We start from the raw sequence: 23,741 nt of genomic DNA, 5'->3' as shown, positions 1-23,741 counted from the left end.
GCGCCAGCAAACTACCTGCCCTGATGGTGCGGATTGAGCGCAATGCGGTTGCGCTCTACAGCCACGGCCAGTTCCGGCAGCAGATCGCGCAGAGCGCTCATGTCATTGGCCCGGGCGGCGCGTTCCACACAACGGGCCATGCGCGCCAGCACACGGAAACCAAACCCGTCAGATTCATTGGCGATACGTCCTGATGCCTCTGCCACGGCAGGGCAGTTATGCCCCTTGTAAGCCCGCTGCGCATCTTCCATGGCAGCGTCCAGACGCTCCACCAGGCGCAAAAGCGTTTCGTCCTGCTGGGGCCGCTGGGTCTGCACAGGCGACATGGCCGGGGCGGTATATGCGGCAACCGGGGTGGGAGCGGCCTGTACGGCAGCTTCGGAAGCGTCCACACCGGGCGTCGGGGCATTGCCGCCGGAGGGTGGCGTTGCCCCTGCGATGAAGTCCACGATGGACGCCTCGTCCGTGATGTTGCGCCCTGCAGAGGCAGGCCTGAAGGACGTATCGCCGCCTTGCGGGCGGGTGGCCTCACTGCTTCGGCGTGGCTGCTCTTGCGCGTTTTCCACAAGCGGCGGGGTATCGGCCGTGCTGCCCAGCAGCTTGAGTATCAATCTGCCGGTGGCTGTACGCGGCATTTCACGCTGATTCGAAGAGGGTTTGCTGCTCCGGTTTACGGCAGCAGCGTTCTGCCCCGCAGGTGCATCTCCCGGCCAGGGAATGGCGCGCCTTTCAGACGCCGCGGGCATCGACCGGGCAACGGCAGGCTCGGGCCTTGCCTCTTTTATGGCGTTTCTGTCTATGGGCATGGGTTCACCAACCCATTCCCCCGGACCCGCAAGGCTCGGGCTGACATAACCGCCAGCTGCTGCGGGCAGGGGCGTATCGCTTGCCCGGGCGGGCCTGCCCGAAGATACGGGCGTACCCACAGGCATAGGCTCACCAACCCATTCGCCGCCCCAGTCAAGCTTATCGTGCGGTACCGCATCTACCGGGCCAGGATATGTGGCATCCAGATACCCCTCCGGCTTGCGGGCTTCCTCAGCGGGATCTTTTTTCGCCAGAACCGTGCCCTCGGGCATGTCCGGCGTGGGCGAAGTTTTTTCTTCGGGGAAAGACCCGGCGGCCGGTGCGCCGGACAAACCGGGCAGGCCGGATAGACCGGACAGACCGCCGCTCGCCGCAACAACAGAAACATCGGGACGCGGCGCATTGACCGGCCTGAGAACGGCCTCGCCAATCCTGCCCCGGACACTGATAACAGGCTGCCCAGCCTGCGTGCCGGAACCGCTCACGGCAGCGGCAAGCGTAGCCGCCGCGGGGACATCTGCCCCGGTGCCTTCCGCATGCCCGTCGACAGCGGCTTTTTCTGTATGACTGCCACCCTGCTGTTCGCCGTTGTCTTCAATGAAAGCAGGCACATCAGCGGCCTGCACGGCGGCGGCTTCAGAAGACGGGGGCGCACTGCCCTCTGCGGGCTGAGGCTGTTCTGCAACGGCAGCATCGCCTGCGGAAGCGAAAAGCTCCTCTTTTCGCGGCCCTTCAACTTCTTCCGCTTCTTCCTGCTCTTCCTGCCTCTCCGGCTCTTCTGACACAGAAGCCTGCGGGTCTTCTTGCGCCTCCACGTCAGAAACATCCTGCACCATGCCCGGACCGGTTCCGGCTGCGTCGGGCGCAGCCGCACTATCCGCAACGGCCAGGGGTTCTTCTTCCTGATCCGGGGCAGCGGCATTGCCTGCCCCACCGTCATCGGGCCTGGCCTCGACCCCGGATGGAGCCTGGCCGCCCCACGCGGGGCCTTCCAGCCCGGCAGAGGCAATAAATTCAGCGGCATCGCCGGGCGCGTCAGTCGTATTTTCCCCTTCCGGAGTGTCCGAGGATTGCTCCACAAGAGACGGCGCTACGGCGTCATCCACCGCCAGCAACTCTGCGGACGGCATAACGTCTGTAGCGTCCTGGCCATCTGCACGCATATCTACCTGTGCGGGCGTGTCTGCAGCGCTATCCAGCCCGTACGCCGGGGCATGTTCCCGCGCAGTCTCCGGTGCGCTTTCCTGTCCGGCAGCAACGCCGAAAAGATCCGGCACTTCCTGTGCAAGGGGCTGGTCAAATGTATCGGACACAGAATGCTCGTGCATAGGCGGCACATGAGGCAAAAGTACTCCGGCATCCGCGGCCAGCACGGCCGCATGGAGGTCAGCTGTTTTATCCACAGTATCATCCGCGGCCTCGGGCGAAACCGCAGCATTGGCTGTGGCAGTCGTGCCGGGGCTGTCGGGCAAGGCCAGGCTGTTTCCGCCCAACTGGTCGGCAAGGCCCAGGATCTGCGGCAGGGCCGTGAGGTCAGGCAGGCGCGGGGCGGCGTCATTGTTGACGGACCACGCCTGATCCGTGCCAAAAAGATCAGGTAGGGGCGAAGAAGGAGCGTCCGCTCCCTGTGCTTGCAGCAGCAGGCCCGTACCCAGGACGGTTGAAGGGGCCACATCCTCCGGGCCTGCAGGGACACCAGGAACCTGTGCCCCGCCCTCTGCAGGAGTATGGTCGGGGTCGGACGGGACATCATGACTGTCCGCATCCTGCCCGGCATCCGGCACAGCAATGCCCGCTTCTTCCAGAATTTCATGCACAGTAGCGACGAAAACGGCCTTGTCGACAGGTTCCAGCAGGGCATGTGTATAACCGGTATCGGCCAGGGCGTCCCACCGGCTGTCGTCAGATGTGACGGCCAAAGCCTTGCAGAGTGGCAAACCGGCCTCGGCAGCCTGCTGTTTGAAGCGTTCAAGCATAGCATATTCCGCCGGACCGTCCATAGGCGCATGCGCCACAAGCAGCAGGGCGGGATTTTCCCTGTTCAGTTCCAGGGCTTCACGCATGGTGCGGGCCTCTGTGCTCGACAGCCCCATAGCCGCCACCATATGGGCAAGCCCCTGGCGTTCCACGGCTCTGTCCGCCACAACGGCCACATGGGGGCGCAGATCCTCAGCGTCAGCGGCATCATGCTCCAGCGGTTTAAGGCGCAGGGTAAAGGAAATGCTCGTTCCCTGGGGGGCACATTCCACATTCAGGTAACAGTTGTTGGTCCCGGCCAGTTCCCAGGCCCGTGCCAGAGCAAGGGTGGAGCGGTTGCGCGGCGGAATGCCGGTTCCTGAATCGGTCACCGTAAAAAGCAGGTGCCCGGGGTCGGCACTTTCCGGCACACGCCGTACCGAGAGATGCACGGCTCCGCGCGATGTGGCCCGCACGGCGCTTTCCAGCAGAAGGCTGAGGGTTTCGCGCAGGGCCTGTGCCTGGCCCTCGTACATGTGTCCCAGCAAGGGGGGCATATACCATGCAAGGCCGATGCCCGCATTCTCGGCAGCGGCGCTGACGGCATCGTGCGCCTCACGCACCATATGCTGCAGATTGAACGAACTGCGGGTTTCGCCTATACGGCTCTGATCAAGCCCCTTGCCGGGATTGTCCAGTGCGTGGGCCATATCGGCGGCGGCCTCAAGCATGTTCTCGGCATACTGCCGCACCGCCGGGGGCAGGGCGCAATTGCCGAGGGCCGCTCCTTCACGCAGCAGCCGTTCCAGCGGCGGACGCAACACATTTTCCCACAGGCAGGGATCTGCCCCTGCCGGAGAATGCTGCATCGCTGTTGCAGCGCGGGCAGCAGGGGCGGAACCTTGCGGCCAGGCCGCTTCATCAGGGAGTGCCGCGCCCAGGGGAGCGTTACCGTCAGCACTGTTCCAGCCGCCCAAGCCGAAATTATCCGGTCGGGAATTATCCGGCCCGGGAGCAGGCGGCAGCAGACGCAGATTCGGGTCATCCAGAGGCTGGTCAAGATTGATGACACCGCCGTCCATAGAAAGAGAGGTTTCCGCGTTCTTGTGGCCCACGGCCTTGCCCGCCCCGTTGCCGGCAGAAAGCGAAGCAAGACTGTCCAGACCAGGCAGGGATTTTTCTTTTTTCCTGTCGCCGCGCGCGGCATCATCGTGGGCCATGTCGCGCGGAGCCCCGGTTCCCGCAATGATCAGAGCGCTCAGGGCCGTTCCCCACAGGGGGGCAGAAGCCATAAGGTTGGCCGCATAGCCGCTGTCCAGACCGAGAACTCCGGCAGCCACAAAAGCCGGGGGCAGCAGGCAGCCCAGAAGAAAGCGCCGGGCGCCCCCAAGGCCCATAACAGCCCCTCCGACCGCGCTGGGGACGAATATGAGCGTACACAGCGGCCACAGGGCAAGGTAGCGTATAAGCCAGCCAAAACCCGGCAGCAGGGGCAGCAGGGCCAGAACCGCCCCCGGCAGCGAAAGCAGCACAAACTGCATATCCAGCAGGCGCGACCGCCCCTTGGTGCGCAACAGGTGGCGGCCCACATGCGGCAGCAACATGAGGGCCACGCCGGGGCTGAGCACCGCGGCGGCCTCCATAAGGGTTATATGGCCAGAGCCGTAGGCGGGCATGCCCATGATGGCCTGCGCCAGTGCCGCGGCCACATAAAGTGCCGTCCATATGCGCCACTGCCCCCGTTCGGAAAGACCGCGCAAAAGACAGAGCAGCATGACCACGGCCAGAGCCAGCACTGCCGCCGTCCCCGCCAGACTGCCCCAGTTGTTGGCGGCATCCTGCGGGGTGCGCAGCATCGGCTCAAACCACAGACCGGGCAACCCGTCAAGACGGATATAGCAGGTGAGCGGCTCACTCCCCGCCTCGGGCAACAAAAGAACATCACGCTGGCTGGGGGTTATTTCGCGCCATTCCACGGCATCGGTCAGAAGGTTTGTATGCGGCTCGTAAAGAACCGGGCCGTCAGGCACGCTGGCTCCCATATCAAGCAGCATGGCTCCGGGCTTTACCCCCTGAGGCAGGGGGGCCAGGATAAAACGCAGCCACATGATGCCCGCGGAACGCGGCAGATCTTTCATCTGCAACGGCTGAAAAGCGCTGGCATTGGCCGGGGCGGCCACCTCTTCCACATCCATAGTTCCGGTATGATCGATGAAATACTGAAGCCGGGGCAACAAGGGAGCGCTCGGCGTAAGCAGAACCGGGGGAATCATGCTCTTTTGCGGATTTGCCGGAGCGGGCATGAGCATGGCCTCGGTGGGCGCAGCCCTGAGCGCGGCCACGGGCGACAGGAGCCAGCAGCACGCCAGGTACAATAGCAGGATGCAAAAGCGCGGGGCGGAAGCGCAAAAAAGACCTTGCCCGGAGCAGGGGCCGGAATGGGGATGTGTCATTGGTATTTCCTACCTGTATTCTCTGGTCTTGCGCGGCAGGCCCGCTGCCGGGGTGCATCGTGCAAAACGGGCGGGCGCGGGTTGCCGCGCCGCCGGAAAAGCTCGCCCGGGTGCCTGCGCCCTGTGGCATTCAGGCATCTCATGCGGCCGGGAGCAGCAGCTTTCGGCCGCACGGCGCCGCATCCGGAGCCGGACGTATTCATATTTTCAATGGCGGTTCACTCTAATGCAGGTGCTGTATAAGCTCGGAAACAGGCTGGCCGTCAGGCGCGCGAGCGTCAGGATTGACCCGCAAAAGCCGCTTCCAGGCCGCCTCGGCTTCGTCCTTGCGCTTGAGGTCGTAATACAGCACCACACCTTCATTGAAAATGGCGTTTTCAAGGTCAGGCTGAAGCGCTGCGGCCTTACGGAAGCTTGCCACGGCATTTTCAAATTGCCCCAGCTCACGCTGCATAATACCGAGATCAGTGATCACATGAGCATTGCCCGGTTCAAGGGCCAGGGACCGTTCATAGGCGGACACCGCCTTCTGGGCCTGCCCGGTATCAAAATACAGATTGCCCAGACCAGCCCAGCGGGAGGCATCCCGGGGGTTTTCCAGCACAGCCTTTTCCAGTTCGCCGATGCGCGCCGCCAGTTCCGGTGAAACCTGCGGCATACCCGCCTGCGGGGCAGAGCGCATGCCATCGGGGGCCTGCGCTGCCGGAGCCTGCGCCTGTGGCGCAGGCGCGGAGCCGGGGGCTGAATCGTGCATCAGGGACGGAATAAGGCTGCCCAGGTACAGGCCAAGCACAAGGGCGATGATCACTCCCATGACAAAAACGCCCTTGCGTACCGTACCCTGGGGTGCGGCCTCCTGCTGGGCAGCAGGAGCGGCCGACGCGGCAGCGGCCTGTTTCGGGGGGCGTTTTTCGCGCGTATCCTGTTCGATGGATGGGGACTGGGCCTGCTTCGGAGCGGGCGAACCTTTGCTTCTGCTTTTACGACGGGCCATATGGTCCTCATTGGGGCATTTTCACATTGAGCGTGCGGCTGCAACGTGGGGAAAACACCTGTCCGGCAGAAAACCGGACATGTATGCGGCGGCAATCAGTGAACCTTGCCTTAAAGCTCCCCGGCCAGCCGCGTGGGCGGGCCTTCGCCAGGAAGATCCACCGTGCCGTGCCTGCGCGGTCAAACACCGCAGTGAGCGCCTGTAACTCTTTGGGAAATTACCCCAATACAAAACACACTGACATAATATGACCGCCGGCTTTCCGCCTGCGGCGCGGCTGCACGGCGCACAGCCTTTCACGGCAAAAACCGCCGGAGCGGAAAAATTCATGCAATAGCGACGGCCCGCACCCGATGGCCGCGCTCTTTGCGGTAAAAGGTACAACCTGTAAAAAAAAGAGGCAAGCCCGCAGCTTGTGTAGAGGCTGCGGGCTTGCCCGGAATATATGCCTGAGATGGGCCAGTCGATGCGGCACAGCAGCGCCGGAGTCCGGGGACTGCCGGTGCGCCCGCTCCGGACAGGGCAGCAGCGGTTACTGCGTTTTCGCGGGAGCAGCCGCCTTGCCTTTTGCCTTGTCCGCAGGAGCCGCCTTGCCCGGCTGATCCGGCTGCTTCGGAAGTGGCGTTTTTTCCAGTTCCTGCATAATGGCTTTTTTCAGCTCTTCCGGTGCGTTGGCATCATGCAGCCCCGCGCTCAGGTGTTCCACGCCCTTGGCAGGGTCCTCGAGGTAATGGATATAGAGCACCCCAAGGCTGTAGCGCACCGAAGCCTCATCCTTGATAGCCAGCACTTTTTCAAGAGCCTCGGCGGCTTCCTTGTTGCGGCCCTGATTGTGCATGATGACGCCAAGCAGATACAACGGCTTTGAATTGCCCGTATCAAGAGTTACGGCCCGTTGGGCAAAAGTTTCTGCGGCCTCCCAGTTCTGTGCGCCGATAAGGTGCTCCACAAGGTGAACCATGGCCGTGCCGTCATTGGGATTTTCAGCCACCTGCCGCATGAGCTTGCCTATCTGCTGCGCCTCGCTGTCCTGAGCGGTTGCCGCGCGAGGCTGCCGCTGCTCCGTAAGCCCGGGGCTTTCAAAGCGCTCCTTGAGCGATACGGCCAGCATGACCACCAGGCCCAGGCCCAGCAGGATAATGAGCGCGCGGGATGAAGTATTGCGCTTTGAACTATCAGTCATTGTTGAGAATCTCCCATTGGGCCAGGCGTGCTGCAAGGGAGCGCTGGCGCGCGCCCATGAAGGCCAGGTAAGCGCCAAGGCCGATCCAGACGGCGGCATTGGCCATGATTATCCAGGTCAGGGTATCCATATATCCTCCGGGAATGCCTTACGGCCCTGCGGACCGGCGGCGCATGACGGCGCAGGCCGTGCGTTTACAGACCTTCCGGCGTACAGTGGCTCTGCTGCAGCCTGTCCAGGCGGGCGGCCAGATCAAGCTGACGCTTGCGCAGCCACACCAATCCCGCCCATAACAGGCCGAACGAAAGCACACAGGCTATGACGGTAAGGCGCATCTCCGGCTCAAGGCCGCCTTCCTTGCTGGCAAACACAGAAGGATGGATGGAGCGCCATATGCGCGCGGATAAAAAAACCAGCGGCACATCCAGAAAAGCCACCACGCCCACCACCGCGCAGACCATATTGCGGCGCTGCGGCGGCAGATCCAGCCCGCGCAAGACCAGATAGCCCGCGTAGACGAACCACATGATCAGCGTTGTCGTGAGTCTCGGGTCCCACGTCCACCAGACGCCCCAGGAGCGGCGCGCCCACAGCATGCCCGTCACAAGGGCCAGGCCGCTCAACAGCACGCCCACTTCGGCGGCGGCGGCGCACAGGCGGTCGGCGGCGGGATTACGCCGCCACAGGTAGGCAACGGAACCGGCAAAGACCGCCAGAAAGCTCATGAGCGCCCACCACGCCAGCGGAAGGTGGATGTAAAAAATTTTCTGCGCCAGCCCCAGGGTCTGCTCCACCGGGGCATAGGCATAAATGAGCCACTGGCAGGCGGCAAAAGCCAGGCCACCCAGAAATACCAGCAGTTGCGGCAGCGCCGAAAGCTTGGGCATTATTCGTCTCCCGCGTAGATATGGCCGAACAGCAAAAGCCCGGCGCCCAGAAATACCGCGTCAAAGGCGGCCGCAACCCCAAGCCACGCGCCCGGCCCATCGGGATTGGACGCACCCAGGGCCTGCGCCCCCACGCTTATGCCCGCGAGCAGCAGGGGCGTCAGCAGGGGAAAAAGCACAATACTCAACAGTGATTCGCGCGCAGCCTGTCCCTGGGCCAGTGCCCCCAGCAGGGACCCCATGGCGCACATGCCCACATCCGTGAGCACGAGGGCAAGCAGGGCTTCGGGCAGCGGCCCGGCAAGTTCCTGCCCCAGAAAAACCACCCCCGCAGGCAGAAATACCACCTGCGCCAGCAGCAGCAGAACAAGCCCGGCGCAGCCCTTGCCAAGCCAGACGGCCTGCACGGGCGCAGGGCAAAGCAGCAGCCCCAGCCGGGCGCTGTTGACCTCTTCCAGGGCGTACAGCTGGTTGAACACAAGCACCTGGCAAAAGGCGGAACTGAGCCAGAACACGGCCGCTGCGCTTTGCGGCGTCATGCGCTCGCCCACCCCCTGGGACAGGCTGAACACAAAAAGCAGCAGCAAGCCCAGCAGCAGGGCCTGCACAAGCCCGCTGCCGCGGGCCAGCGTCAGCGAAAGGTCTTTGCGGGCAATGGCCAGGGTCATGCGCAGCATTGCGGCCCCTCTACGGGCATGCCGGGCTGCCGCCCCACGCCACTGTCCCCGGCCGCCGAAACGCCCGCCACAGGCCCGTAAGCTCCGGGCGGGCCGTCATAGGCCAGCTTGCGCCCCTCAAGGGCAAGCAGCCTGTCGGCCAAGGGTGCATCGCCCGCAAAATCGTGGCTGATAAGAACAATACAGGCCCCCCGGGCACGGGCAGCCACAACCTCGCTGCGCAAAAGTGACAGCGAGGCCGCATCAAGCCCGGTTCCCGGCTCGTCCAGCAGCAGCAGGTCCGGCGTCTGCATGAGCACACGGGCCAGATTGAGTCGCTGCGCCATGCCGCGCGAAAATACGCCAGCCCGCTCGTGGGCGTGGGCCTGCAGCCCAACACGCTCAAGAGCCGCCACAAGATCCTTGCGCGAAAGCGCCAGACCGCACGCGGTCCGCCAGAAATCAAGATTTTCCAGCGCCGTGAGGCCGGGATACAAGAACGTGGCGTGCCCGAGGTAGCCCAGACGCGCCTGCCCGCCCAGCCGGGCTTCGCCCGCGCTTGGCCGGGAAAGCCCGGCCATTATACGCATAAGCGTACTTTTGCCCGCGCCGTTACCACCCACCAGCATGGTGATGCTGCCCCCGCTAAAGGCGCAGTTCACGTCCTTGAAGATAACCTTGACCCCATAGGTCTTGGCAACACGCACAAGTTCCAGCACTAAGGGCGCTCCGGCGGGCTAGGCCGCGCCATGTTTGCCGTCGGACCCGGGATCATCGGGCACGGCGTCATCTTCGTCCAGGCCATCGGCCAGTTCCGCGGCCTCGGCAGCGTCGGCGGGCTTGCGGCGGCGCAAGCCCAGCAGGGGCACAAGACACATGATGGTGCCGCCTATCCACAGCCAGTTGACAAGAGGTTCCACGCTGAGCTTGACCACCACATGGGAGTCTTCATCAAGCCCCAGCAAAGAGGCGTAAAGCTCGTCCCCAAGGCTCGGGATCACGTCCACCTCGGAAAACTGCATGCTGCCGAATTTTTCGTACAGGCGGCGCTCTGGCGCCACAACACCAAGTTCCTTGCCGTCCTTGTCTGTAATGCGCACCTTGGCGGCGATGTACTCATAGCCGGGGCGGCGGCCTTCTTCCAGTTCCAGCAGGGTCGCCTTGTACCCGGCCAGGGTCTGGGTCTGGCCCACGGTAAAGTGGATGTCGCGCTCAATCTTGTACGGCCCGGAAAAGGCTATGCCGATAGCCATCAGCGCCATGCCCAGATGTGCGCCCAGCGCGCCCAGGCTGTTGGGCTGACGCCGCACGGATCTGTCGGCCAGCTGAAAAACGATGCCTGTCAGGATGGCTACGGAAGATGCGGCCCCGAGCAGGGCCGTAGGCTGGCGGTATCCCATAAGCCAGATGGCCGCGCCGCTGACGGCAAAGGTAGCCACCACGGCGAAAAAGGCTTTTTTGTTGCGTACACCCCCACCCCAGCCAAGCCAGGGACAGGCCGCCATCATGAGCATGAGCAGCGCCCCCAGGGGCAGGCACACGCGATTGTAGAAATTGGCGTCAAGGCCGCGGGGAGCGGCGGACCACAACTTGCTGATGACCGGCCACATGGTCGCCACCAGAATAATGCCCGCAAGCGCCAGCAGCACCCAGGCCACGAGGGTAAGAAAGCCCTCACGGCTGTCCAGGCCCGACAGGGGGCGGCCACGGCAGGGGCTTGCCAGCGGAACCCACAGGGAAACAGCCAGCCCCGCCAGGATGAACAGGGTCAGGGGAGTCCCAACACTGCCGTCGCCAAAAGCGTGTACGGAGTCGATAACACCGCTGCGGACAAGATATGTGGCAAAAAAAGCGGAAATCGTGGTCAGGGCCATCATGGCCACGTTGACGCGTCCGAGTTTGTTGCGACGGTCCTCAACAATAAGGGTATGCAGGGCTGCGGAGGCGATGAGCCAGGGAATGAGCGAGGCGTTTTCCACCGGGTCCCAGGCCCAGTAGCCGCCCCAGCCAAGCTCCATATAGGCCCACCACGCGCCAAGCACAATGCCCGCGGTAAGGAACAGCCATGCGAGAATAATCACCGGCCTCGAAATGCGGAACCATTCCCCTTCGGTATCGGCCTTGCCCGAAAGCGCCTGGGCCAGGGCAAGGCAGGCAGGAATGGTAAAACCGCCGTACCCGAGAAAGAGCAGGGGCGGGTGAATGATCATGCCGGGATTTTGCAGCAGGGGGTTCAGGCCGTTGCCATCGGCCGGAACAGGGGTCTGAAGCATGAAAGGATTGCTCCAGTTCGTGAGAATAAGGGCAAAAAAGGCCATGATCGTGTAAAAAAAGGCCCAGTACCACAGCCGTGTGGGACGGCTGATGCCCTTATAGGCGCGCGTACATGCGAAAAGAGAGCCACTGACGCCAACGGCCAGCGCCCAGAAAAGCATGGAGCCGGGCTGTCCGGCCCAGAAAGCCGTAAGGCGGTAAAAGACCGGCAGGATGCGGTCGGTATAGCTGGCTACATACTGCACCTGAAAATCAAACCAGAAAAGCGCGTGCAGCAATATGGCCGAAGCAACAAGCAGAGCGCCGCTGACGACTATATGGGTTTTTTCCACAAGGCGCAGGGAGTCTTCGCGTCCTTGCCACAGTTGCAGCAGGGCCAGACCGCCGCCGCCCAAGGAGGCGAGCAAGGCCAAAAGAAGGAGGGCAAAGGCAAAAACGTACATGTGACTCCTTTTACCGGCCTCGTGGACCGTGCTGCGGGGTCATGCACCATGCCGGACCCGGCAGGCGCGCCCCATGCGCAATATGTCCGGCAATGCCGGGCCTGTTGTTCCATCAGGGGCTGACGTCAGCTCTGGCGGTTTTCTTTCTGGTACTTGGACGGACACTTGGTCATGAGGGTTTTGGCCACAAAATGGCCCTGGGCGTCCATGCCGCCCTCAACAATAACCTCGGCCCCGGCCTTGAAGGTATCGGGCACAGTGCCGCTGTAGCGCACCGCAATGGCCTGACCTGCATTGTCCTTGTCTGCAAGAAGAAAATTGACGCCGGTTCCGGCCGAAGCCTTTTCAATGCCTTCAGGGGCGACAGTACCGAAAAGCCGGGCAGAAGCCAGCTTGTCCGGCGTGGCGGCCTGAGCTTCGGAAACATTCAGAAAATAGACGCTGTTTTCCGAAAAGCCGGAATACACCAGATAGCCCACGCCGCCAAGAAAAAGCAGCAGCGCCGCTACATAGATGCCGGTATTTTTTTTGCGGGCCATGATAACCTCATTGCTGCGGCAGACGCGCTTTGCCGCATGATCGGCTTTTGCAGCGCCGAACTCCGGCGCCGCAACCATACCCGCATGGCGCGGGACGGTATGCGCTGTTTTACGGCTAAGAACCTAGACCATTTCCATCATTCTGACAAGGTGATAATATTTCCTGTTAAAAGGGCAGGGCAGGTACTGGCGCGGTTTTTGTGATGCCGTCACATCTAAAAAGCTGACCCCGGCACGGCAGGTTCGCGCAGGCTGCAAAGTATACCTTAAAACTCGGATAGATGCGTAAAATTCACGCGGCAGGCCTCCACACCAGACAGGCACACGGCCGGGGCAGACGTACGCTCTGCCCCGGCCGTGTTTATCTCATTGCCGAAAAAATACGGCATCAATAAAGCTGCCGATCCAAAAATCTCAAGGGTTGCCCCAAAGCAAACGGTCCCGGGCTGCGGGAGAGTTTCTGCCATTAACCGGCCTGGATGTAGAACATTTCACACCAGAGCTGCTCGCCAAGGCTTTGTCGCCACATGACTGTAAGGCGGCTTTGCCGACCGTTAAGCAATCATTTTAAGCGGTAATTACTCTAAGGGTTCCTTGGCTGTGCCGGAACTGGACATGACACAGTTTCTCTGGCGCTTGCCCTCGTAAAGATAAAAATCCGCCTCTTTGATAAGCGTGCTGAAGGATTTGCCCTTGGTGTACTCTACCACGCCCAGCGTGATGGTGACATTGATAATTGCGGCTCCGATGCGGATGGGAGTATCCTCAACGGCCTTGCGCAGCTTTTCCGCCAGCGACAGCCCGTCTTCAAGCCCGCAGGAAATTGCCAGAATCAGAAATTCCTCGCCGCCCCAGCGGGAGGCGCAGTCTTCCTGCCGTATATTGTTCTGAAAAATTTCCGCGATGGATTGCAGCACCACATCGCCCGCATCATGTCCATAAGTATCGTTCACAACCTTGAAATGGTCGATATCGGCCAGCACCAGGCAGAACTGCAGCCCCTCGCGCTGCGCGCGCGAAAATTCCTTTTCAAGACGTTCATACATGGCCCGCCGGTTGAGCAGACCTGTAAGAAAGTCATAATAGGCAACACGTTCCAGTTCCTTGTAGGCATCATCAAGCTTGTTTTTTTCTTCCCGCAAGGCGGTTTCGTCATCCTTGAGCTTGAGAATAAAGCCGTTGACCATGCCCGTAAGGTGGCGCTCGAAAAAAATCATCAAAACGGCGTACAGCAGGGCCATGATGGAAATTATTCTGGCAAAGGAAATAATCTGGTCCTTGAATGCACTGCGGAAGTCGTCCTCGCGCTTCTGTATGATGACTTCCATATCGTTTGTATAGATGCCCGTGCATACAATCCAGTTAAACGGTTTGTAGAGTTTGGCATACGTGAGTTTTTCGCTTATTTCGTCAGAATCCGGCTTTTTGAAATAGTAGGTAAAAAATATGTCGCCGTGCGCGACAACGCCTTCCAGTTCTTCCTTGTACGGCAGGTTGCCCCTGATGTCCGCCATGTCTGTGGACAGGGGCATGCCCTCGGTTTCCGGCTCGGCAACATGCACGGCCCGCACGGCATAGCCCGGGCCGCCGCTGTAGTTACGCACCTCATTGATCCATACATACTGGTTAAGAGGAAAGCGCAGGGTGCGGATAATGGCCTTGCAGCGGCTTTTGGCTATCTCATCCACAGCCCAGTCCGTGCCAAAAACAACAACTTCCTGGGCGCCTCCGAGCTGCCCCACGGCCCATACAGGAAAATCCGCCGAAGGCTCGACCCGCCCCTCCACAAGTCGCTCACGCAGTACATGGGCGAGATCTTTTTCATCCGTCCACAGAAGCTCGCTGGTAGCCCTGTTAAAAACGGCCACCCCCATGCCCGCCATATGCAGGGCAAACCGTGTGGTACGCCTGGTCACCTGGGGATCAAAGGCATCAATGATCTTTTCAGGCTTCATGTCCAGAGTGCCGAGCATGGCGCTCAATGCCTTGGCCATGGCCTGGTATTCCGCATATACGGTGGCGCGCATGGCGCTGATCTCTACGCTGACCCTTTCCACCCTTTCCACAAGGGTCTGCTTTTTTTCTGCAAGAATACGGACCTTTGATTGCTCGATCATGCTGTCAAACTGGGTGCGCACAGAAATAAAGTACGGGATCGCCAGGGCCACTGACATCAATATCAGTGCCAACAACCCGGTAACATAATAAAAAATACGAATTTTTCTTTTTGCCAGTTTTTCCATGACGTGTCTTTGCCGGAGACGGCAGATTGGAGGCTCCAGACAAATCTTTCAGAATGTTCTGGAGGCACAGACAGTATAGCCAATAATCTGTACATAGGAAAGCAATCTTGAGGGCTTCTGCACGAGCGCGCAAAGAGAAATTTTCATAATCCATTAGAATAACAAAAAAGCCGACCCGGAAAACTCCGGGCCGGCAAATAGGATTTATAATATTTTAATATCTATATGCTATTCAACCGTTACACTTTTGGCAAGATTTCGGGGCTGATCCACATCCTTGCCGAGATAATCCGCGGTTTCGTAGCTGAAAAGCTGCAGCGCAGGCAACGCCGCAAAGGCGGAAAGCGGCGCGGGCAGCTCGGGAATATCCCACCTGTCTTCAGCATCCAGCTCCACCCCTTTGTTGGTCAGGGCAATAACCTTGCCCTGCCGGGCCTGCACCTCTACCATGTTGGACTTGACCTTGGGCAGCAGTGCGTCATTCAGGGCCAGGGCAAAAGTGGGAAAATCCGGATCAATGAGGGCGATGGGACCGTGCTTCATCTCGCCCGCGGCATAGCCTTCAGCATGGATATAGGAAAGCTCCTTGAGTTTGAGCGCCCCCTCCAGAGCCAGCGGATAGCAATGCCCCCGCCCGAGATAGAAGAAGTTGCGCACCTGGGAGTACTTGCGCGCGATTTCTTTAGCACGTTCGTGCAGGGCGGGCAGGCTGTCGTCCAGCAGGGCGGGCAGGTTTTCAAGAACCGTAAGATGTTCACGGCACTCCCCGGCAGACAGGCAACCCCTGCGCGTACCCCAATAGAGCGCCATGAGGGTCAGCATGAGCATCTGGCTGCACATGGCCTTGGTGGATGCCACGCTGATTTCAGGCCCGGCCTGGGTGTAAAGCACGGCTGAGGCCTCACGGGCAATGGACGAGCCTACCACATTGCACAGGCCGAGCACGGTGACGCCGCTCTGGCGCGCAATGCGCAGGGCCGCAAGGGTGTCGGCCGTTTCACCGCTCTGGCTGATGACAAGCACCATGTCGTCCTTGTCCAGCAGCAGGGTATCGCGGTAGCGGAATTCCGAGGCTATTTCCACCTGCACAGGAACACGCGCCCAGTGCTCCAGCAGGTGCCGTCCCCACAGGCCGGAGTGGTACGACGTGCCGCAGGCCACAATGTGCAGGCGGCGCGGCACAGGCAGTGCATCCAGCTCGGGCAGGCGCACCTGCCCTTGCTGCGCATGTGCGCGGCCGGTAAGGCCATCGGTGATGACGCGCGGCTGCTCGAAGATTTCCTTGAGCATGAAGTGGCGGTACCCGCCCTTTTGCGCGGCCTGCATATCCCACTGGATGGTCTGCGTTTCGTGGCTTACGGGGCTGAGGTCCTCAAGCCGGAGTATCTCGTAACTGTCGGCCGTGGCACGCACAAGATCCCCGTCCTGCAAAAAGACCACCTGCCGGGTGTACGGCAGAAATGCCGGAATATCCGAAGCCACAAAATTTTCGCCTGTTCCCTGGCCGAAAATAAGCGGGGCGGACATGCGGGCCGCATAGATAACGCCGGGTTCCGTCCTGTCCATAAGGCAGACAGCGTAGGCCCCGTGGGCCTCGCGCAGGGCGGCGGCAAAAGCGTGCAGAAGGTCCGGCTCGGTCTTGCGGCGTTCGGCAATAAGATTTACCAGCACTTCCGTGTCGGTTTCAGAGCTGAACGTATAGCCCTTGGCCGAAAGGTCCGCCTTTATTTCCTGATAGTTTTCGATAATGCCGTTATGCACGAGGGCCAGGGAGCCGTCATTGCTGCGGTGGGGATGGGCGTTGCGCTCGGCGGGTACGCCGTGCGTGGCCCAGCGGGTATGCCCCATGGCGCAGGTAGGCGTGGTCACCGGCTCATGGGCGAGTTTTTCTTCAAGTGCGGCCAGCTTGCCCATGGCACGCACGACATGGATGTCATTCTGGCGCACAAAGGCCACGCCGGCGGAATCATAACCCCGGTATTCAAGCCTGCGCAGCCCTTCCACTACAACGGGAACGGCCGGCCTGTGTCCTGCATAACCTATAATACCGCACATAACGTGCCTCCTTGTATACCGCCAAAGCTTCCGGCCGGGTGGCGCGGGCAGGGCGGCACTGGAACGTCTCCGCCTTCGGGCGGTCTGCCTTGCTCTGACAAAGAAGGCCGGAACCGTCAAGCGGCCCCGGCCAGTATATTCCTGTTCCAGGCGCGCGGGCCTTGCTACATATTTTTTCTGTCTATGAAATCTTCGTTGTATACTTCGACCTTGGCGCCGGAAGCCAGACGCTGCATGAATATTTCAAACAGGCCGTCCGCGCGGTCACGAGCCACGGCGTTGGCCATGATGTCCTTGACCATATCCCATTCGGCGGCATCAGGGGGCTGAACGCCCTTGACGCGCACCACAACGGCACCGGAACCGCTGCCGTCTTCCACGGCATAGGCCACAGGCAGCCACTGCCCGGCGCGGGCTTCAAACAGGGCCTCGGCCATGACCGGATTGGGACCGAACGAAGCCAGTGCGCCGTTGCGCTCCATCCCCTTGACGGTCTTGACCGTGCGCCCCTTGAGGCCTGCGGCGCCCAGGGGGGCGTTTTCAAGCTCCTTGCGCAGGGCGGCGGCAGATTCCAGGGCGGCTGCAAGCGCTTTTTCTTCCACAAGCCCGGCCACAATACGCTCCTTGACAGCTTCAAGTGACGCTGTGGACGCGGGTTCGGACTTGATCACGCGGGCAACCACGTAGGCTTTTCCGGCTTCAAGGGCCGTATCGACAGGATTGCCCGCCGGGGTTGCCACAAGAGTGGCCGCGCCCTGGGCCGTGACTCCCAGCGTTTTTTCAAGCTCGGCAGCGGAAAGCAGACCGGTTTCACCCCACTTGAGACCGTATTTTTCCGCGCTGTCCTTCAGGGAACGGCCCAGAATATTGTCTTCAATCAGGTTGTCGACCACGTCATGCAGCTTGTCCGCCCCCTGTTCCTGGGCCATGGCCGCAAGAACTTCAGCTTCAACCTGCTTGAAAGGCGGCAGGCCGCCGTCCTTCTTTTCTTCAACCTTGATGATATGCAGGCCAAACTGACTGCGAACAGGGGCGGAAACCTTGCCGGGAGCAAGGGCGAACGCCGCGTCCTCAAAAGGCTTTACGGTAGTGCCGCGCTTGAGCCAGCCAAGCTCGCCGCCCGGCCCTGCGGCATTGGGACCGTTATGCGCATCGGCCACGGCAGCAAAGCTTTTTCCGGCCTTAAGTTCGGCTTCAATGGCGGCGGCCTGTTCCTGCGCTTTTTTCACATCGGCCTCAGAGGCATCTTCAGCCAGAGGCACAAGAATGTGGGCGGCCTTCACTTCTTCCTGCTGTTCGAAACGGGCGGCATTGTCTGCATACCATTTTTCGGCAGCGGCGGAACTGATGCCACTAGCCTTCACAAGATCCTGCGGGCTTACAAGCACGTACGCAACATCCGCCCTGGCAGGAATGGCAAACTGCGCCTTGTGGCTTTCATAATAGGCCTGCACCTCTTCATCCGACGGCTTGACGGAAGCGGCAAAATCCGAGGCAGGGATAAAAATATAGTCCACATCACGCTTTTCGCGCAAAAATTCAAACCGCTTCTGGGATTCGGCGGGGTCAACCCAGGCGGGGGCCGTTACCATGGCAAAAATCTTCTGACGCAGCAGATCGCGCGACATATCCTGCTCGAACTGGGCAGGAGCCATGCGCTGGGCAGCAAGAACGCGGGTATAGACCTCGGGGTCAAACTGCCCCTTTTCGTTCTGGAAGCCCTTGATGTTGCCCACGGCCATGCGCAGTTCCAGCGGGGTGATGCTCACGCCCGTGCGGGCCGCTTCCTGCGACAGCAGCACCTGGGTAATAAGGTCACGCAGAATCTGGCGACCCAGCTGTTGCTGCTTCAGTTGCTCGCGGGTCAGGCCGGGATTGCTACGCAGCAGGTTTTCCTCTGCGTTGCGGTAGGCCAGCTCAAACTCCCGCATGGAGATGGGGTCGCCGTTGACCACGGCCACAAGCGTACCCGAACTGCGGTCGTTGAAGTTGCCAACGCCCCAGAAAACAAAGACAAGGATGATAAGACCAAAGGCCAGTTTGACACCCAGGGACTGCGATTTGTCGCGAATATACTCAAGCATGCGAACTCCGACTGCGTAATTGCTCTTGACGTAGAGCGGCATCATATGCGCAATCCAGCGGAAACTCAAGAAAGGTCATGGCTGATTTTGACGTGCTGCTGTGCAGCCCTCTGGCGGCATCTTCGGCCATGCGTCCGACAGGAGCAGGCCAGATGGAGGCCTGCCTTCTGTCCGGGGCGGCACACTCCGGCGATTCCGGCCAGAAGGCCTGCGCGCGGGCCGCCCGCGCGGCTATCTGATGCCAAGCTTGCGGATGCGGTGCTGCAACGTCGAGCGCGGAATACCGAGCATATCCGCCGCGCCGCCAGGACCGGACAGCTTGCCGCCGCAAAGACGCAGGGCTTTTTCTATATGCGCTCTCTCATTGTCCTCAAGCGAAAGAAGGCCGGGCGGGGCTTCCTGCCGGGCGGGGGCAGGCACAGGGGGACTGTTTGCGGCATTACCCGCAACAATGCCGGACGCCGGCGCTGCGGGAGCGGGCGGCGCTGTTCCGGCCGGGCCTTTCCACAGGTGCAGGGCTTCATCCACAAAACTGCCGGTTATCTGCCCGTCCAGGGTCTGGAGCAGAAGGCGGCTCACCACATTGCGCAGTTCGCGTATATTCCCCGGCCAGACGTGTTCCTGCAGGACATCCATAACCGGACGTGAAAGCCGGGGCGGGTGAATTTCGTACTCTCTGGAAAACTGCCTGACAAAATGCTCCACAAACAGCGGGATGTCGTTTCTGCGTTCCCTCAGGGGCGGCATGCGCAATACCACCGAACCAAGGCGGTAGTACAGGTCGCGCCGCAGACGGCCCTGATCCATTGCCTCGGCCATGTCAATATTGGTGGCAGACATGACGCGCATATCCACGCCGATGGGCGCGGCCTCGCCCACACGCTCAAAAGAATTTTCCTCCAGCACCTGCAAAAGCTTGCTCTGCATCTCCGGCGCGAGTTCCCCTATCTCGTCCAGAAAAAGCGTGCCCCCCTGGGCCAGTTCCACCCGTCCCACCCGCTTGCTGGTAGCCCCGGTGAACGCCCCCTTGGCATAACCGAACATTTCACTCTCAAAAAGCGTGGGAGGCAGGGAAGGGCAGTTGACCTTTACAAAACTGTTCTTGCGCCTGGGGCTGTGCAAGTGCAGCCAGCGGGCCAACATGCTCTTGCCCGTCCCCGTTTCGCCCAGGATCATGACGGGGATATGCAGCTTTGCCACCTTGCGGGCCAGCGCCATGAGCTTTTTCATGTCCGGCGTTTCCAGCAGGCTTGAGGCCAGCAAGATGCTGCCGGTGACATCTGCCTCCGGGCTGCGCGGGGAACCAGCCTGGGCCGCGCGCATTTTTTCAAGCCGCTCTTCGGAAAGCACGGCAAAAAGAAATGTGGAAAGCACGGGGCTTAGTTCCAGCAGCACATTGAGTATCTGTACGATATTTTCGGGCGGCTGCATGAAAGACACGTGCAGTGTGCCGATGACCTCGCCGTTGATGATGAGGGGCAGGGCGATGGTGGAATTAAGGCCCACGGTGGAAAGAGGCATGGGCGAATCGCCGAAATCGTGTTTTGCCAGATCGTTGATGACAACGGGCTTACGTGAGGCAATGGCCAGTCCGGCCACCGTGTTCTGGGCAATGCGCGTATTGGAGAGAGACTCTACCACCGTGCCGTCGGCTGCGGTGAACAGGTTGAGAAACTCCCTTTCCGCATCATACAGGTTAATGCAGAAACGGTCATAGTGAAATAAAACACGAAGCTGTTTTGAAAGCATACGGAAAAAGGCATTGCGGTCCATCTTGCCCACCACAAGCCGCGCCAGATGGTGTACTACCTGACCTACCGTCTGCGAAGGATTGTTTAGCCCGCTGGCCGAAAGTTCATATGGCATAAATCCTCCTGCCCAACATTAGGCATTCTCCTGCCCAAAAACAAGCATTATGCCCATATTTAATCAAAACAGACTGATCAATCAAACAATATTGTGAAAAAATATCCTTAAATAGCGAAGGCTAATACATGTCACGCATATTTGGCACGCACATTGCTCTATACTCTAGCAAGCCGGTGGAGATACAAGCAAAGCATGTCTTGTCTTATACCTGATGCAATATTTACTACTGCATTAGAACGCAAAATATATGCGTGTAAACAGATAACGCATATAAGAGAGACTGCTTGTGTATTACATCGCGTTCTACTACCAACATACTATCCAAGGAGAACAGTATGACAACCCACTTTGTGGTGCATGAGCCCGGCGACAGCGTTGGCGTGGTCGTGGTTGAAGGCGTCAAAAAAGGCGACCAGCTCAACGGCTGGGTCATGGACGGCGACACCACACTGGAGTTTGAAACCCTGAGCGACATTCCGATCGGTCACAAGATCGCGCTCAAGGATCTTGCCGTGGGCGATACCATTATCAAGTACAGCACGGATATCGGCAAGGTGGTCAAGCCCATCAAGCGCGGCGAACACCTGCATGTACACAACGTCAAAACCAAAAGGTGGTAAACCGATGAACAAGACATTTATGGGCTACCGCCGCGAAAACGGACGTGTGGGTATTCGCAACCATGTGATCATTCTGCCCCTGGATGACCTTTCCAACGCCGCCTGCGAGGCTGTGGCAAACAACATCAAGGGAACCATGGCCCTGCCCCATGCTTACGGCCGCCTGCAGTTCGGTGAAGACCTCGACCTGCACTTCCGCACCCTTATCGGCACGGGCTGCAACCCCAACGTGGCCGCCGTAGTGGTTATCGGCATCGAGCCGGTGTGGACCCAGCGCGTGGTGGACGGCATTGCCAAAACCGGCAAACCCGTGGTGGGCTTTGGCATCGAGCAGCACGGCGATCTGGAAACCATCCGCGCCGCTTCCCTCAAGGCCAAGGAATTTGTGCACTACGCCAGCGAACTGCAGCGCACCCAATGTACGGTGGATGAGCTGTGGGTTTCCTGCAAGTGCGGCGAGTCCGACACTACCTCCGGCATCGCCTCCAACCCCACCGTGGGCAACGCCTTCGACAAGCTGTGGGAAGCCGGGGCCACCACCCTGTTTGGCGAAACCACTGAAATTACCGGCGGCGAGCATCTGGTGATGGAACGCTGCGCCAACGAAGAAGTGCGCGCCAAGTTCAAGGCATTTTTCGACCGCTACGCCAAGGTGGTGGACGACCACAAAACCAATGACCTCTGCGACTCGCAGCCCACCAAGGGCAACATTGAGGGCGGCCTGACGACCATTGAGGAAAAAGCCCTGGGCAACGTCCAGAAGATCGGCCGCAAGGCGCCTGTGGTCGGCTGCCTCGACAAGGCCGAGTCTCCCACCGGTCCCGGCCTGTGGTTTATGGATTCCTCTTCCGCTGCTGCCGAAATGGTTACCCTGTGTGCCGCTTCGGGCTTTGTGGCCCACTTCTTCCCCACCGGCCAGGGCAACATCATCGGCAACCCCATTCTGCCGGTCATCAAGCTCTCGGCCAACCCGCGCACCGTGCGCACCATGAACGAGCATATCGATGTGGACGTTTCCGGCCTTCTGCGCCGGGAAATAAACATGGACCAGGCGGGAGACATGCTGCTTGAAATGCTCATCCGCACCTGCAACGGCCGCAATACCTCGGCTGAAGCCCTGGGTCACCGTGAATTTATCATGACCCGGCTTTACGAAAGCGCGTAAGAACCATAAAGAGCTGGCGCCGGTCTGTACCCGGCGCCAGCTCTTATGGCCCTGGGCGCTCGCCCACTCATGCCGTGCAGCAAGCCGGTGGCGCCCCCCCATACACTACTTGTGTCTGAGGTAATCATGTCAAAGAAAATTTTTTCTACGCTTTATTTCAAGGTGCTTCTGGGCATCGCCCTCGGCATTGCGTTCGGTTTTATCGAACCTGACATTGCAGTCAAGTTAAAACCTCTCGGCGACGCGTTCATCAACCTTATCAAGATGATCATTACGCCGGTCATTTTCTGTACTGTTTCAGTGGGTATTGCTCGCATGGACAGCCTCAAGGCTGTTGGCCGTGTCGGCGGAAAAACTCTGCTTTATTTTGAAATAGTCACAACACTGGCCTTGATTATTGGTCTTATTGTTGTGCATGTTTTTCAACCCGGCGCGGGCATTCATGCAGACCCCGCCACCATGGATGCCTCGGCTCTGGGCAGATTTGCCCAGGCCAAACAGCAAACCACACAGGAATTCATTATGGGCATTATACCCCATAGTGTGGTGGGCGCTTTTGCAGAAGGCAATCTTCTACAGGTGCTGCTGTTCTCTGTGCTGTTCGGCATGAGCCTTTCGCACATGGGCGACAAACCCAAGCAGGCCATACTTGGCACGCTTGACCGCTTCAGCAACGCGTTTCTGGGCGTGGTCAACCTGATCATGAAGCTTGCGCCCATCGGCGCGTTCGGGGCCATCACCTTTACTATCGGCAAATACGGCGTGGGCGCGCTTGCCTCTCTGGGCAAACTCGTGGCCTGTCTCTACATCACAAGCGCCCTGTTTGTCATTATCGTGCTCGGCTTCATCTGCAAAATGTCCGGCGTCAACATCTGGCAGCTTATCAAATACATGAAGGAAGAAATCTTCATCACTCTCGGCACTGCCAGCACTGAAGCCGTTCTGCCCCGCAGCATGGAAAAAATGGAAGCTCTGGGTATCAAAAAATCCGTGGTCGGCCTTGTTTTTCCCACGGGATATTCCTTCAACCTTGATGGTGCGGCCATCTATCTTACCATGGCGGCCTCGTTCATTGCCCAGGCTATGGATATCCACCTGGACCTGCAGCATCAGATTACCCTGCTTCTTATCCTGCTGCTGACCTCCAAGGGCGGCGCGGGTGTTGCGGGCGCGGCGCTCATTGCCCTGGCAGCCACGCTTTCAGCCACCAATATCATTCCGGTTGTAGGCATGACTCTGGTTATCGGCATTGACCGCATTCTTAACGAAATGCGCGCCGTGGTGAACCTTATAGGAAACTGTGTTGCCACTGTCGCCATCGGGAAATGGGAAAAATCCATTGACCTTGAGCACGCCAACCTTGTTCTGAGCGGAAAAATAAACGTAGAAGACATGCTGGAGAAAAATGAAGATCTTGACACAATAAAAATCGCCTCTCCGGCTCCTGTACCCCAGGTCGAAAAATTGGGCGCATAGTACTCCTCCATGCCCCACATGGCGCCCATCCGTATCA

General features: G+C 59.9%; 17 protein-coding genes. 4 read left to right on the top strand and 13 right to left on the bottom strand.

All coding sequences use genetic code 11. The features are described from left to right. Positions 1-11: 11 nt before the first annotated feature. From ACZ495_RS11740 to ACZ495_RS11685, 12 genes are all read right to left on the bottom strand, one after another. On the bottom strand, positions 12-5,216 hold the full coding sequence (locus ACZ495_RS11740) for a 7TM-DISM domain-containing protein (RefSeq protein WP_464262302.1): 5,205 nt from the start codon (positions 5,214-5,216) through the stop codon (positions 12-14). Between the two features lie 223 nt (positions 5,217-5,439). After that, entirely contained in the window at positions 5,440-6,210 is a 771-nt protein-coding gene (locus tag ACZ495_RS11735; RefSeq protein WP_015939359.1) for a tetratricopeptide repeat protein, read from the bottom strand. 532 nt (positions 6,211-6,742) lie between these two features. After that, positions 6,743-7,393 (bottom strand): tetratricopeptide repeat protein, encoded by a 651-nt coding sequence (locus ACZ495_RS11730; RefSeq protein ID WP_015939360.1) that lies wholly within the window; start codon positions 7,391-7,393, stop codon positions 6,743-6,745. Continuing rightward, the gene (locus ACZ495_RS11725; protein WP_015939361.1) at positions 7,386-7,523 is read right to left on the bottom strand and encodes a CcmD family protein; all 138 of its coding nucleotides are present in this window, start codon (positions 7,521-7,523) and stop codon (positions 7,386-7,388) included. The genes ACZ495_RS11730 and ACZ495_RS11725 overlap by 8 nt, the downstream gene beginning before the upstream one ends. 64 nt (positions 7,524-7,587) lie before the next feature. Continuing rightward, positions 7,588-8,280, bottom strand: coding sequence for a cytochrome c biogenesis protein (locus tag ACZ495_RS11720; protein ID WP_015939362.1), 693 nt, complete (start codon positions 8,278-8,280; stop codon positions 7,588-7,590). Then, entirely contained in the window at positions 8,280-8,957 is a 678-nt protein-coding gene (locus ACZ495_RS11715; protein WP_015939363.1) for a heme exporter protein CcmB, read from the bottom strand. The genes ACZ495_RS11720 and ACZ495_RS11715 overlap by 1 nt, the downstream gene beginning before the upstream one ends. Next, complete coding sequence (locus tag ACZ495_RS11710) at positions 8,945-9,655, bottom strand: ABC transporter ATP-binding protein (protein ID WP_015939364.1); 711 nt, start codon at positions 9,653-9,655, stop codon at positions 8,945-8,947. The genes ACZ495_RS11715 and ACZ495_RS11710 overlap by 13 nt, the downstream gene beginning before the upstream one ends. Positions 9,656-9,673: 18 nt before the next feature. Next, positions 9,674-11,653, bottom strand: coding sequence for a heme lyase CcmF/NrfE family subunit (locus tag ACZ495_RS11705; protein WP_015939365.1), 1,980 nt, complete (start codon positions 11,651-11,653; stop codon positions 9,674-9,676). 125 nt (positions 11,654-11,778) lie between these two features. After that, positions 11,779-12,192, bottom strand: coding sequence for a cytochrome c maturation protein CcmE (locus ACZ495_RS11700; protein ID WP_015939366.1), 414 nt, complete (start codon positions 12,190-12,192; stop codon positions 11,779-11,781). Between the two features lie 578 nt (positions 12,193-12,770). Next, complete coding sequence (locus tag ACZ495_RS11695; protein WP_015939367.1) at positions 12,771-14,435, bottom strand: diguanylate cyclase; 1,665 nt, start codon at positions 14,433-14,435, stop codon at positions 12,771-12,773. Between the two features lie 228 nt (positions 14,436-14,663). After that, positions 14,664-16,490 carry a glutamine--fructose-6-phosphate transaminase (isomerizing) gene (gene glmS / locus ACZ495_RS11690; RefSeq protein ID WP_015939368.1) on the bottom strand — a complete coding sequence of 609 codons (1,827 nt, stop codon included), beginning with the start codon at positions 16,488-16,490 and terminating at the stop codon, positions 14,664-14,666. Between the two features lie 164 nt (positions 16,491-16,654). Beyond that, positions 16,655-18,574, bottom strand: coding sequence for a peptidylprolyl isomerase (locus tag ACZ495_RS11685; protein WP_015939369.1), 1,920 nt, complete (start codon positions 18,572-18,574; stop codon positions 16,655-16,657). Between the two features lie 77 nt (positions 18,575-18,651). On the opposite strand from ACZ495_RS11685, the gene ACZ495_RS11680 reads away from it, so the two are divergent. Next, a complete protein-coding gene (locus tag ACZ495_RS11680; protein WP_157735232.1) occupies positions 18,652-18,813 on the top strand; it encodes a hypothetical protein in 162 nt (53 codons plus the stop codon). On the opposite strand, the gene ACZ495_RS11675 is transcribed toward ACZ495_RS11680, so the two are convergent. Next, positions 18,806-20,440 (bottom strand): sigma-54-dependent Fis family transcriptional regulator, encoded by a 1,635-nt coding sequence (locus tag ACZ495_RS11675; protein ID WP_015939370.1) that lies wholly within the window; start codon positions 20,438-20,440, stop codon positions 18,806-18,808. The genes ACZ495_RS11680 and ACZ495_RS11675 overlap by 8 nt on opposite strands. Positions 20,441-20,778: 338 nt before the next feature. Here ACZ495_RS11675 and ACZ495_RS11670 point away from each other — a divergent pair, with 338 nt between their 5' ends. The 3 genes from ACZ495_RS11670 (at position 20,779) to dctA (ending at position 23,704) form a co-directional block, all read left to right on the top strand. Further along, positions 20,779-21,063 carry a UxaA family hydrolase gene (locus ACZ495_RS11670; RefSeq protein WP_015939371.1) on the top strand — a complete coding sequence of 95 codons (285 nt, stop codon included), beginning with the start codon at positions 20,779-20,781 and terminating at the stop codon, positions 21,061-21,063. 4 nt (positions 21,064-21,067) lie between these two features. Continuing rightward, the gene (locus ACZ495_RS11665) at positions 21,068-22,228 is read left to right on the top strand and encodes a UxaA family hydrolase (protein ID WP_072311848.1); all 1,161 of its coding nucleotides are present in this window, start codon (positions 21,068-21,070) and stop codon (positions 22,226-22,228) included. 126 nt (positions 22,229-22,354) lie between these two features. Next, entirely contained in the window at positions 22,355-23,704 is a 1,350-nt protein-coding gene (dctA, locus tag ACZ495_RS11660) for a C4-dicarboxylate transporter DctA (protein WP_394026850.1), read from the top strand. Positions 23,705-23,741 lie beyond the last annotated feature (37 nt).

It is taken from the genome of Desulfovibrio sp. GTC20076, from assembly GCF_055385905.1.
The sequence above is the reverse complement of the archived record's forward strand: the minus strand, read 5'-3'. Positions and strand labels throughout refer to the sequence as shown.